Raw genomic sequence first — 13,001 nt, 5'->3', positions numbered from 1 at the left:
CGGGATAAGAAAGTATAATCGAAGATTAATTAATACCCAAAAAATAATAGTAAAAAAAGGAACATGTTATTGTTATGCCAACGTATTTTACTTTTTATTACCACGCATTCCCGTATTATTTTTTTTAATCATGACAAATTGAAGATGTAGCGAGCACCACTTAAATAAAAGTAATTGCCCTAAAAAAGTAAAACCGTACTGGAATATTAAAAGCGCAATCGCTATCGAAAGTAGTTTAAATAGTACTGTGATACTTTGCGGTTAAAACGGATTTAAGCGAGTCAAGTAGTTGCGCTAACAAATAATTTAGTGCCGATTTGTGTAATTCGTGGCTAAAAATAGTTAGCGAACAATAAATAGATAGTTATATAAAATAACGGAATAACAAGAAGGTGTTATTTCAATACAAAGAAAATGATGAATTGGTATGTAGTATATACAAAGCCCAAATGGGAGAAAAAAGTTGCAGAACAATTAAAAAATAAAGGGATCGCTTGCTATTGCCCTTTGGTTACGCAGGTTCGGCAATGGTCTGATCGAAAGAAAAAGGTAGAAGTGCCGCTATTTAATTCGTATGTTTTTGTCCAATTGCCCGAAGCACAACGGAATATGGTTTTTCAATCGGTTGGAGTGGTGCGTTATTTGTTTTGGTTGGGTAAGCCTGCCATTGTTCGTGACGAAGAAATTGACACCATACAAAAATGGTTGGATCCAGCTCAGGCCAATGATGTAAGCCTACACTCTTTTCAAGTAGGGGATGCTATACAGTTAGAATCTGGCCCTTTTTCAAGTCAAAAAGCAATTGTTCAAGAAGTAACCAATACGCATTATTTGCTAGTTTTGGAGTCTTTGGGATGTGTTTTAAAAATGAAGATCAAGTAGTTTACTAAAATAATACCTGTTTTGGTATGCTATAGTAGTACCCATCTCGACTGCGCTCGATGTGACAAAAAATAAGATTACTATTGTTGAAGGATTAAAACATCTCGACTGCGTTCGTTGTGACAAAAAATTAGAGTACTATTGATTAATGATCAAAGCATCTCGACTGCGCTCGATGAGACAAAATCAGTTTACGGGTGTGGTAAACTCAAATAATGCGGCAACCGTTTTCAATTGCTACAATCCAATTTTTTTTATCACTAATTTAGGTGATATTTAAATGTAAATAAAAGCAGTCTACAGTATCTTTCTTTTTGAATTTCAATAGTTTGTAATATATACACTGTTTGAGAAAAAATCGCTTGATGATCAACTGTGAATTATACAACAAAAAATGGCATATTGTTCCTATCTTTGCGCACTTATAATTTTCTGTACGCTACTTTTTATGTGGGTATGGAGTGCGAAGCAGTAGGGTAAAGTGAATAAACGCTACTTTTAATTATTCAAAATGGATTCAAATATAAAAATAGCGGTAATAGGTTTGGGTTATGTTGGTTTGCCATTAGCACGATTATTCGCTACAAAATACGCTGTGGTTGGGTATGACATTAACCACGCTAGAGTTGCTGCGCTGCAGTCTGGTTCAGATAGTACGTTTGAAGTAGATGAGTTCACACTGCAGAACGTTTTAGTTTCTGCCCCAACTGATGCACCAGGTTTGTATTGTACCACAGACGTAAATGCTATTGCAGCATGTACCTATTATATTGTAACCGTTCCTACTCCAGTTGATAAAAACAACCGTCCTAATTTAACGCCTTTATACAAATCAAGTGAAACCGTTGGTAGTGTATTAAAGAAAGGGGATATTGTTATTTATGAATCTACTGTATATCCCGGCGTTACTGAAGAAGAATGTGTGCCTGTTTTAGAACGGGTTTCAGGACTGAAATTCAATGTTGATTTTTTTGCAGGTTATTCTCCTGAACGCATTAATCCAGGCGACAAAGAACATACGGTTGAAAAAATTTTAAAAATCACGTCTGGTTCTACACCAGAATCAGGACGCCAAGTTGATGCATTATATCAATCGGTTATTACTGCGGGAACGCATTTGGCACCATCCATAAAAGTGGCTGAAGCGGCCAAAGTAATCGAGAATTCTCAGCGTGATATTAATATTGCTTTCGTAAACGAGTTGGCTAAAATATTCAATTTGATGCAGATTGATACGCAAGCCGTTTTAGCAGCAGCTCGAACCAAATGGAATTTTTTACCCTTTAAACCGGGTTTGGTAGGAGGGCATTGTATCGGAGTTGATCCGTATTATCTTGCACAACGTGCGCAAGAATTCGGATACCATCCTGAGATTATATTAGCAGGAAGGCGATTGAATGATAGTATGGGCGAATACGTGGCCTCTCAAGTAGTTAAACTGATGATCAAAAAAGGAATTTCGGTAAATGGCGCTACTGTTTTGATGCTTGGAATTACCTTTAAGGAAAACTGTCCCGATGTTCGCAATACAAAAATAGTGGATGTAATTGCTGCCTTATCCGATTATGGTATTGCAGTAACTACTTATGATCCTATTGCTAATCCCTTGGAAGTAAAAAAAGAATACAACTTAGTCACCAAAAACGAATTGCCCAAACAGCAATTTGATGCTGTCATACTTGGAGTTGCGCACGATCAGTTTTTAGGATTGGATTATTCGCTTATGCAAAAACCAACGAGTTTGTTGTATGATGTAAAAGGAGTGTTAGGCACTGTAGCAGATGGTAGGCTGTAGTTATTGTAAAACAAAATCATAGTTTAATAAATACATTTTTATGGAAAAGCATTTAATAAAACATGTTATACTCACAGGAGGTGTTGGTAGTAGGTTATGGCCACTTTCTCGTAAAAGTCAACCAAAGCAATACCTTGCTATTTTTGATGGAAAGTCTTTGTTTGAAATGACGGTAGACCGCAATCGCGCTATTGCCGATACTATATTGGTTGTCGGGAATATCGACAATTGCCATTTGAGTAAACAAGTATTAGAAAAATCAAATACAGATTATATCGATATTATTGAGTCTACGCCAAGAAACACCGCTGCGGCTATTGCTTTTGCAGCTTTTGCATCAGGGCCAGATGATATTTTAATTGTTACACCATCAGATCATATTATTGGAGCGATGGAGTTGTATGAAGAATCCATTCAAGAAGCTATTGCAAAAGCAGCTAATGGGTTTATCGTAACCTTTGGAATCATCCCTACTAAACCAGAAACAGGCTATGGGTATATCGAACGCAAAGGGGATGACGTGGTTTCCTTTCGAGAAAAACCAAATCAAGTAATGGCTAGAGAGTTTATAGCTACAGGGAATTTTCTATGGAACAGCGGTATGTTCTGCTTTAAAGCGACTGTTTTTTTAGAGGAATTAAAGCTGTATGCTCCTGAAGTATATGAAACTTCAAAATTAGCTTGGGAAAACAACCAAGCGGGAAATTTAGATCTAGATCTCTCTCTGGCTATTCCTTCTATTAGTATTGATTATGCGGTGATGGAACGCAGTAAAAAAATAAAAGTAGTGTCGTCTCACTTTGAATGGTCCGATTTAGGATCCTTTGAATCCGTGTATGATTATTTGATCAGCATAGGTCATCCGGTAGACGAAAACGGGAATATGGTCATTGGAACTACTAATTACACGGCTTTTGTTGGGGTCAAGGATACCATTTTTGTGCATACCGATACCGCTAATTTAATTTTGAAAAAAGAATTCTCTCAGGATGTCAAGAGTGTGTATAATGCACTGGAGCGCGATAAGTCAGATTTGTTGAATTGAAACTAGTGCGTTTTGTCCTTCGGGAAGCATAAGATAATATTGGGTTCCGGTTTTTAGTTGTAGATGTCTTAAAGTAAGAAGGCAAGATTTCAAAATTGAAATTATGTAATGTACCTTAAACGACAATTAAAAAAAGTCAGAAAAACAGTACTATAAAATTTTAATTTGCTATCAAATTACGTTTTGTATAATAGGTTAATTTTAAATATTTTATAAGATTGAAATTAAATATACTTGGTTTAATTTTTTTTTAATGAATATTGGATTAAATCTTTTGACATAAATTTGCAGTCCAAAAGAAAATTTAATCAGGCCTATGGCACTCGACAGAGCGGATCCATTGGGCATTGTTGCTGATTTCATTACAGAATAGAAATACGTTGCTCTAGTATAGGACTAACAGCTTGTAGATTTAAAGAATTTAAATTTTAGAATAGATATGAAAAAAATAATTACAGTCACTTTATTGTTTATAGCACTTTTTCAGTCTTCTACTTTGTTGGCGCAGGACTTGCTAAAAAGTAATGATTTGAGTACGTTGAAAGTGGATAATTTGACAGATAGCGATATCGTAAAAATTAAAGCACAGCTGCAGACCAATAATATGACAATTGAACAAGCAGAGCCTATGGCTTTGGCCAAAGGAATGTCTGCAATAGAGTTTGCGAAATTAAAAACCAGATTGGGAGTACAGACCGCAAATGCAGAGAAAGCAAAAGGTGGCAATGCATCAGAGGAGGAATTAACTAGAAAACAAGATAAAATAGTCAATACCAAAGTAAAAGACACACTAAATGCCTTAATTTTTGGTTCAGAACTTTTTGATAATCCAACATTGAATTTTGAGCCTAATTTGAAATTGGCCACTCCAGTGAATTATATCCTCGGACCAGGAGACGAATTACAAGTTAGTTTGTATGGAGTTCAAGAATTTAGTGCCTCTGTTCCAGTAACCATAGAAGGCAAAGTAAACATCCAGTACGTAGGCCAAATTCCGGTTTCTGGGATGAGTATTGAAGCAGCGACTCAAAAGTTACGCAATGCTATGGCTGGCGTTTACAGCACGATTCGTTCCGGACAATCGCAAGTTGGAATCAGTTTGAGCCGTATTAGAACCATTCGGGTAACCATCATAGGCAGCAAACAGCCTGGAAATTATTCAATATCCTCTTTGGCTACTGTTTATAATGCTTTGTTTTTAGGAGGAGGTCCCGGTAAAAATGGCAGTTATAGGAACATTGAGTTGTTGCGCGACAATAGGGTATATAAAAATATTGATATTTATCGTTTTTTGGTTAACGGTGACCAATCCGATAATGTTGGTTTAAAGGACAATGACGTTATTCGGATTCCGGCGTACACTCAAAGGGTAACAGTAGAGGGACAGGTCAAGCGTCCTGGAATTTTTGAAATGAAGAAAGGAGAGACTTTTAGTACTTTAATGTCTTTCGCGTCCGGCTTTAATGAATTTGCTTACACAGCCTCTGTAAATGTGTTGCAAAAAACGAATAAGGAATTCAAGGTAACAGATATTAAAGAGGTTGAATTTAATACCTATAAACCGCTGTCAGGCGATGTGTTTCGGGTTTCTAAAATTTTAAACCGTTTTGAAAATCGCATTAGCATTGCAGGCGCCGTTTTTAGACCGGATACGTATTCCTTTTATGAGGGCATGCGCATTTCTGATCTAATTAGAAAAGCCGATGGATTAAAAGAAGATGCATACAGTAAAAGAGCTCGAATTATTAGACTCAAGTCTGATTTGACTACTGAGATTGTTATGGTTAATTTAGAGCAAGCGTTACGAGGTGATGAAGCCGCTAATGTGGCTTTAAAAAAAGAAGATCTAGTTACCGTTTATTCCATATTGGATTTTGTTGAGGAATATAAAATCACTATCGATGGCGAAATCAGACAGCCAGGAGTGTATGACTATAATGAGGGTTTAACTTTAAACGATTTGTTAGTACAAGCCGGCGGTTTAACAGGTTCTGCATCGAAGAGAGTAGAGATTGCAAGGATGATCGTTTCTGAAAAAAATGATGATGCCAATCCAAATAAGGCAGAATTGTTCAACATCGAGATTGCTCCCGACAACAACGAGCAAGCCAAAAATTTTGAACTGCGCCCATTTGATGTCATTAACATTCGTAAGATGGCGGTCTATGAAAAACCGGAGATGGTAACTATCACTGGTGCGGTGGAGTACGCAGGTAAGTACGTTTTGGCCAACAAAAAAGAAAGGGTTTTTGATGTAGTAATGAGAGCAGGTGGATTAACGTCAGTAGCCAATGTGAATGGTGTTAAAATCAAAAGACCCATTCAAGCCAAGCAAATTGAGGAAGTAGAGAGTATTAATCTCAATTTAGGAACTAAAGACAGCATTCAAAATAAATTAGAGAAGAAACTCAAAGAAGATTTAAAATATGCTACAATCCCAGTAAATTGGGATGCGATTTTAAAAAATCAGCAAAGTAGCACCAACATTATTTTGTTTCCTGGAGACGCTATTGAAGTGGCAACTTTTAACGAAGGAGTAAAGGTTACGGGTAACGTATTGTTAACTTCAGAAATTCCGTACAACAAAGGAAGAGGATTTGAATACTATCTCGATGCTGTGGGAGGCGTTGATAACAAAGGCTGGAAGAGAAAGTCATACATCATTTACCCAAACGGACAAGCTTCAGTTACACGTCAGTTCTTATTCATAAGAAACCATCCTAAAGTAATACCCGGATCTCAAATTATTGTTCCTGAAAAACCAGAGAGAAAAAAGATGAGTACAGGAGAATTTGTAAGTATAGCAGGAGTTTTAGCGAGTTTGGCAGGAGTCATTATTGCTATATTGAGGTAGTGGTCAGTATTCAGTGATCAGTGTTCAGGTTGCAGTGATCAGTGATCAGGTTACAGTGTTCAGTGTTCAGGTTGCAGTCTCAGATAACAGGAGCCCATTTAAAATAAATATTTCAATACAATTAAACAAAATACAAGCGTAAAATCTTGAAACAATGAATAAAGAAATACCTAACGATGAAATATCGTTAAAAGAATTAATAGAAAAAGGAAGGGAATGGTTTTCTTATTTGCTGTCGCAATGGAAGATTATTGTTTTGGCGGGGATTGTAGGCGCGGGGTTGGGTCTTGCCTATTCTTTCACTAAAAAACCAGTGTACACGGCCAGTTTGTCTTTTGCTTTAGAAGATGAAAAAGGTGGCGGCGGTTTGGGGAGTGCCCTTGGTTTGGCCAGTTCGCTAGGTTTAGATCTTGGCGGCGGCGGCGGGAGCATTTTTACCGGCTCTAATTTAACAGAGTTGTTTAAGTCCCGTGCTATGGTGGAACAAACGTTGTTGAGTGCCGTTGTGGTTGACGGAAAGTCTATATCCTTGGCGGAGATGTATATTCAGAATAATGGGTGGAGAGATAAATGGAAAGGGAAACAGCAGTACGAAAAGATCCAATTTTTGCCAGTTACTAAGAGAAAGTATTTTACCCGAGTGCATGATAGTATTTTAGGGGTTATGTATCAAGATTTGTCTAAAACGGGACTAGTTGTGGGGCAAAAAGATAAAAAAATTGCGATAATTACTATTGATGTTAGTTCTACAAATGAAATGTTCTCTAAATATTTTACGGAAGCTTTGGTAAAAGAAGTGTCGGATTTTTATGTGACGACCAAGAGCAAGAAGGCAAGACTAAATATGGATATATTGGAACGGCAAACAGATTCTATTCGTCGTGAGTTAAACGGTGCCATTACCGGTGTGGCTGTTGCCAATGACAATACTTTTGGCTTGAATCCCGCGATGAACGTACGTCGAGCGCCATCTGCCCGCAGACAGGTCGATGTGCAGGCGAATACGGCGATATTAACCGAGCTGGTCAAACAGACCGAATTAGCAAAAGTAACGTTGCGCAAAGAAACACCATTAATACAAGTTATCGACCAACCCATTTTGCCTTTGAAGAAAGAGAAATTTGGGAAAGCCAAAGGGATCGTTATGGGAGGTTTTTTAGCGGGTTTTTTGACTGTTATATTTCTTTTAGTTAGACGTATTTTGAAACAATTAGTGTAAATATGGACAGTAATACAATACAAGTTGGAATAACTTTTAGTGCTTTTGATTTGTTTCATGCCGGTCATGTGAAAATGCTAGAAGAAGCGAAACGACAATGTGATTATTTGATTGTTGGTTTGCAAACTGATCCTACGCTGGATCGACCGGGTAAAAACCAACCCGCACAAATAGTGGTAGAACGATACATCCAATTGAAAGGTTGTAAGTTTGTGGATGAGATTGTGCCTTATGCTACCGAACAGGATTTAGAAGATATTTTACGTTCGTTTAAAATTGATGTGCGTATTGTAGGAGATGAATACAAAGAGAAAGATTTTACGGGGCGACTGTATTGTGAAGCCAAAGGAATTGAATTGTATTTTAATACACGTGACCATAGGTTTTCGAGTTCAGGGTTGAGGAAAGAGGTTCATGAGAAAGAATTGAAAAAAAAATGATGTTATTAGTTACTAGAATTTTGAGAAAATGAAAATACTTATTACAGGAGGCGCAGGATTTATTGGCTCCAATTTATCAGAATACTTTTTGAATAAAGGATATCAAGTGGTTTGCTTGGATAATTTTGCTACTGGACATAGACATAATATTTTCGCATTTATTGAAAACCCTGGTTATACTTTGATAGAAGGGGATATTCGTAATTTATCAGATTGTCAGAAGGCTGTAGAAGGGGTTGATTATGTTTTGCATCAAGCCGCATTAGGTTCTGTACCGCGTTCTATCAATGATTCCATTACAACCAATGATGTCAATGTCTCGGGTTTTTTAAATATGCTCAGTGCTTCGCGCGATGCCAAGGTTAAGCGGTTTGTATATGCGGCAAGTTCCTCCGCTTATGGAGATTCACAAGGTTTACCTAAAGTAGAGGATGTAATAGGGAAACCACTTTCGCCTTATGCCATAACCAAATATGTGAACGAATTGTATGCTGAAATTTTCAGCAAAACTTATGGTTTGGAAACTATTGGATTACGTTATTTTAATGTATTTGGGAGGAAACAGGATCCTACTGGAGCTTATGCCGCTGTAATACCAAAGTTTGTTATGCAATTTATGAAGTATGAAACTCCTGTGATTAATGGAGATGGTAATTATTCCAGGGATTTTACCTATGTCGACAATGTAATTCAAATGAATGAATTAGCTATGACTGCTCAAAATCCAGAGGCAATAAATACGGTTTATAATACCGCATATGGAGACAGAACTACTTTGACACAATTAGTAAGTTTGTTGAAAGAATACTTATCTGTTTTTGATGCTAAAATAGGTAATGTTGAAGTAATACATGGTCCTAATAGAGCTGGTGATATTCCTCATTCTTTAGCTAGTACTGCTAAGGCAGAAAATTTACTGGGTTACAAACCACAGTTTTCTATTCAAAATGGCTTAAAAGAAGCTGTAGATTGGTATTATAATAATTTAAAATAAAAAAGGTAAGAATCAATCTATTAAATAGTTGGTTTTAATATTAAAAATTTGGTTTAGCATGAAAAAAATTGCCATTATTGGATTGGGTTACGTTGGGCTTCCTTTGGCCAGATTATTCGCTACTAAATATCCAACTGTTGGATTTGATATAAATAAAGCTAGAATTTCTGCCTTAAATATGGGTCATGATAGTACTCTTGAAGTGGAAGACGTCGTTTTACAAGCAGTTTTAGTAAATCAACTTTCTGATGAAAATGGGCTTTATTGTACCCATAATTTGGAAGTCCTAAAAGGATGTAACGTTTTTATAATTACTGTACCAACACCAGTTGATAGAAATAATCGTCCCGATTTAACGCCTTTATATAAAGCAAGTGAAACTGTAGGTTCCGTTTTAAAGAAGGGTGATATTGTTATTTATGAATCAACTGTATATCCAGGTGTAACAGAGGAAGAATGTGTGCCTGTTCTTGAAAGAGTTTCAGGATTGAAATTTAACGTTGACTTCTTTGCAGGCTATTCACCAGAAAGGATAAATCCGGGAGACAAAGAACACACAGTAGAAAAAATCTTAAAAGTTACTGCAGGTTCTACTCCAGAAATAGGAGTAGTTGTTGATGAATTGTACAAAAGTGTAATTACTGCTGGAACTCACTTAGCTCCAAGTATTAAAGTTGCTGAAGCTGCCAAAGTAATTGAAAATTCGCAACGGGATATCAATATCGCTTTTGTAAATGAGTTGGCTAAAATATTTAATTTAATGGATATAGATACCCATGCTGTATTAGAGGCAGCGGGTACGAAATGGAATTTTCTACCATTCAAGCCAGGATTGGTTGGAGGTCATTGTATAGGCGTTGATCCTTATTACTTGGCGCAGCGTGCTCAAGAATTTGGCTATCATCCAGAAATCATTTTAGCAGGTAGAAGGTTAAATGATAGTATGGGCGAATATGTAGCCTCGCAAGTGGTTAAGTTGATGATTAAAAAAGGGATTGCTATAAAAGGGGCTCATTTATTGATGTTAGGGATTACTTTCAAAGAAAATTGTCCTGATGTGCGTAATACAAAAATTGTGGATGTAATAAAAGGACTAAAGGACTATGGAATTCAAGTTACTATATATGACCCAATGGCTAATCCAGAGGAAGTTAAACATGAATATAATTTAATTACTTCACAACAAATATCTAATGATAAATTTGATACAATTGTTTTAGGAGTTGCACATAAAGAATTTTTAAACATGGAATTTACTACTTTTAGAAAAAAACTAAGTATTTTGTATGACATTAAAGGTGTTCTTTATGGAGATAATGTTGATGGTTCACTTTAATAATAACTAGATCAAAATTACTCTTCCATTGATATTCTATGTTTAAATCGAACCAATTATTTTTTAAAAATTTTTCAATATATTTTCTAGGCTTGTTTTTGAGTGGATTAATCAGTTTTATGACGATTCCACTTATTGTTAAGATTTATGGAGTAGAAAAATATGGGGATTTCTCTTTGGTACAAAATGTAATTTTGATACTTATTTCTTTTGGTGGAGGGTGGCTCAATCAGTGCGTATTACGTTTTAATAATTTCAGCTATAAATTTAAAATTGGTATTTTTCAACTTAGTTTTATCATATTAATACCATTGAGTTTAATTTGTTTCGGAATAATCAAATTAATAGGAAACAATTTCTGGATAAGTCTAATCGGAGTCTTAACATTAATTTTTGGAAGTATATCCGTTTTGTTAATTACTTTTTATCAATCAAAATCTAACGCTAAAAAATCAATTTTTTTTGATTTTATTAGGATATTTAGTTTTGTATTTTGTATTTATGGGTTGAGTTATTTATTTAAAGAGGTCGACAGTTTATCTTTATTAATTGGTAGTTTTTTTTTAAGTTATTTAATTTCGTTTTTATTTCTACTCAGAATTGATTATCGTTTTATAGTTGTTTCAATAAAAATATTTTTAAAACAATTAAACCTTAAAAAAATATCTAATCTAATAAATGAAAATAATCATTTAATTAGTTACGGATGGCCAATCGCGTTATGGTTTACTATATCGGCAATATTAAATATTTCAGATAGATATATTATTTCCTATTATCTAACTGATAATGATTTAGGGACTTATTCGGCCATTTATGATTTGTTGTACAAAGGAGTTACACTTGTATATTCTCCTGTTTTAGTAGCAGGTTATCCTATTATGGCTCAAAAATTTAATCAAGGTTTTAAAAAAGATGCTTTTCGATTTTTAAAGAAACTTATTTTATTTGAAATCCTAATTTTTGCTTTTATAATTGTAGTTTCTTATTTTTATAAATCATTTTTCATAGACCAAATTGTCTGTATACCATTAACGTCTAGTTCTGTCGGCTTAGTATTGCCTATAGTTACAGGAGCTTTCATATGGCAATTAGCAATGTTAGTACATAAGCCTCTTGAGTTTGAGTTGAAAACTGTGACTATGTTACTATTTATCTCTATAGCTTTGTTATTTAATGTTGGATTAAATTTTTTATTTATACCTCATTTTGGAATTTTATTTGCAGCTTACTCAACTCTTTTTTCTGCGACAGTTTATCTGGGATTAAGTGCTTTTAAAATAAGGAGTTTAAATCAAGTATGAATTGTTTTAATCTAAAATTAATATTTATTCAAGTATGCATACAGTCGACATTTTATTGCCCACATATAATGGTGAAGCATATATTGAGGAACAGATAAATTCATTACTAAATCAGACTTATACAAACATTAAGATCATTATTAGAGATGATGGGAGTACTGATAAAACAAATGAAATTATCCAGGAAGTCGCAAAAAAGGATTCAAGAGTAATAATAAATATTGGAATAAAAAAGAATTTAGGATTGGTTGGGAATATTAATTATTTGCTAGGTATAAGCAATTCTAATTATATTATGTTTTGTGATCAAGATGATGTTTGGTTTGTAAATAAAGTAGAAGTTCTTTTAAATGAGTTGCAGAGAATGGAAAGTGAATTAAACAAAAATACACCTATACTTAGCCACTCGGATTGTTTTGTAACAGACGAGTATTTAAATGGTAGAGATTTGTTCAAAGGAAGTAAGCCTTTGCAATATGGTTTAAGAAACTCTTTGTTTAAGTTTTATGTTCAAGGGGCATCTGTAATTTTTAATTTATCGCTAAAAAATGAAATTTACCCTTTCATTTCCAATGTTTATCTACACGACAGATACACTCATTTAGTTGTTGAAATTGTAGGTAGCAGATCATACATTAATGCGCCATTAATGTATTATAGGCAACATTCTAAAAACCTTGTAGGGAGTTCTAGTTTATTTAATAAGATCAAAAATACTTTGATATTAAAAAACTTTAATTATTTCCAAAACAAGGATCGAAATCTTATCAAATCATTATATGATGAAAAGTACCCAGATAATAAATTTTTAGGAAATTATCTTAGGATAACATCAAGAGATTTGTCCGTATTTGAAAAATTGAGACTTTTAAAAAAATATAAAATTAGTATGAGGTTTAAAGAGTTTATAATAATGATTCTTAAATGTTAGATTTCATCATATAGTGTAGTATTAAGTTATTTTGCAAATCTCAATAAAATTTCATCATTACATCAAATAGTAGGACAAATTTTTAAATTTTAGTAAAGGAGCTTATTATAAGGTAGTAAATGAATGTTTAAATAGATATACGCTTTGAAGTTAGCAATAAATTCAGAGGGTCATATATTAGAAATTATTTATAATTTCCTT

General features: G+C 34.5%; 10 protein-coding genes. All 10 read left to right on the top strand.

What is annotated here, in order from left to right; genetic code table 11:
* The first annotated feature begins 417 nt into the window (after positions 1-417).
* The 10 genes from ACNQGB_RS10130 (at position 418) to ACNQGB_RS10085 (ending at position 12,800) form a co-directional block, all read left to right on the top strand.
* Complete coding sequence (locus tag ACNQGB_RS10130; protein WP_417946950.1) at positions 418-882, top strand: UpxY family transcription antiterminator; 465 nt, start codon at positions 418-420, stop codon at positions 880-882.
* A gap of 511 nt (positions 883-1,393) precedes the next feature.
* Positions 1,394-2,677: a nucleotide sugar dehydrogenase gene (locus ACNQGB_RS10125; RefSeq protein ID WP_417946938.1), complete on the top strand. Its 1,284-nt coding sequence runs from the start codon at positions 1,394-1,396 to the stop codon at positions 2,675-2,677.
* 40 nt (positions 2,678-2,717) lie between these two features.
* A complete protein-coding gene (locus ACNQGB_RS10120) occupies positions 2,718-3,722 on the top strand; it encodes a mannose-1-phosphate guanylyltransferase (RefSeq protein WP_417946940.1) in 1,005 nt (334 codons plus the stop codon).
* Positions 3,723-4,161: 439 nt separating this feature from the next.
* Positions 4,162-6,576: an SLBB domain-containing protein gene (locus ACNQGB_RS10115; protein WP_417946942.1), complete on the top strand. Its 2,415-nt coding sequence runs from the start codon at positions 4,162-4,164 to the stop codon at positions 6,574-6,576.
* Between the two features lie 154 nt (positions 6,577-6,730).
* Entirely contained in the window at positions 6,731-7,795 is a 1,065-nt protein-coding gene (locus ACNQGB_RS10110; RefSeq protein ID WP_417946944.1) for a Wzz/FepE/Etk N-terminal domain-containing protein, read from the top strand.
* Positions 7,796-7,812: 17 nt separating this feature from the next.
* Entirely contained in the window at positions 7,813-8,235 is a 423-nt protein-coding gene (locus ACNQGB_RS10105; RefSeq protein WP_417946952.1) for an adenylyltransferase/cytidyltransferase family protein, read from the top strand.
* Positions 8,236-8,263: 28 nt separating this feature from the next.
* Positions 8,264-9,229 (top strand): SDR family oxidoreductase, encoded by a 966-nt coding sequence (locus ACNQGB_RS10100; protein ID WP_417946946.1) that lies wholly within the window; start codon positions 8,264-8,266, stop codon positions 9,227-9,229.
* A 58-nt stretch (positions 9,230-9,287) separates the two neighbouring features.
* Positions 9,288-10,565 carry a nucleotide sugar dehydrogenase gene (locus tag ACNQGB_RS10095; RefSeq protein ID WP_472777108.1) on the top strand — a complete coding sequence of 426 codons (1,278 nt, stop codon included), beginning with the start codon at positions 9,288-9,290 and terminating at the stop codon, positions 10,563-10,565.
* 38 nt (positions 10,566-10,603) lie between these two features.
* Positions 10,604-11,869, top strand: coding sequence for an oligosaccharide flippase family protein (locus ACNQGB_RS10090; RefSeq protein ID WP_417945849.1), 1,266 nt, complete (start codon positions 10,604-10,606; stop codon positions 11,867-11,869).
* A 34-nt stretch (positions 11,870-11,903) separates the two neighbouring features.
* A complete protein-coding gene (locus tag ACNQGB_RS10085; RefSeq protein ID WP_417945850.1) occupies positions 11,904-12,800 on the top strand; it encodes a glycosyltransferase in 897 nt (298 codons plus the stop codon).
* Positions 12,801-13,001: the final 201 nt, after the last annotated feature.

The organism is Flavobacterium frigidum, assembly GCF_048286795.2.
The sequence above is the reverse complement of the archived record's forward strand: the minus strand, read 5'-3'. Positions and strand labels throughout refer to the sequence as shown.

Coding starts and splice junctions, on each gene's coding strand:
- ACNQGB_RS10095 (WP_472777108.1), top strand. CDS start 9,288: ATGAAAAAAATTGCCATTATTGGATTGGGTTACGTTGGGCTTCCTTTG.
- ACNQGB_RS10110 (WP_417946944.1), top strand. CDS start 6,731: ATGAATAAAGAAATACCTAACGATGAAATATCGTTAAAAGAATTAATA.
- ACNQGB_RS10120 (WP_417946940.1), top strand. CDS start 2,718: ATGGAAAAGCATTTAATAAAACATGTTATACTCACAGGAGGTGTTGGT.
- ACNQGB_RS10130 (WP_417946950.1), top strand. CDS start 418: ATGAATTGGTATGTAGTATATACAAAGCCCAAATGGGAGAAAAAAGTT.
- ACNQGB_RS10115 (WP_417946942.1), top strand. CDS start 4,162: ATGAAAAAAATAATTACAGTCACTTTATTGTTTATAGCACTTTTTCAG.
- ACNQGB_RS10125 (WP_417946938.1), top strand. CDS start 1,394: ATGGATTCAAATATAAAAATAGCGGTAATAGGTTTGGGTTATGTTGGT.
- ACNQGB_RS10100 (WP_417946946.1), top strand. CDS start 8,264: ATGAAAATACTTATTACAGGAGGCGCAGGATTTATTGGCTCCAATTTA.
- ACNQGB_RS10090 (WP_417945849.1), top strand. CDS start 10,604: ATGTTTAAATCGAACCAATTATTTTTTAAAAATTTTTCAATATATTTT.
- ACNQGB_RS10085 (WP_417945850.1), top strand. CDS start 11,904: ATGCATACAGTCGACATTTTATTGCCCACATATAATGGTGAAGCATAT.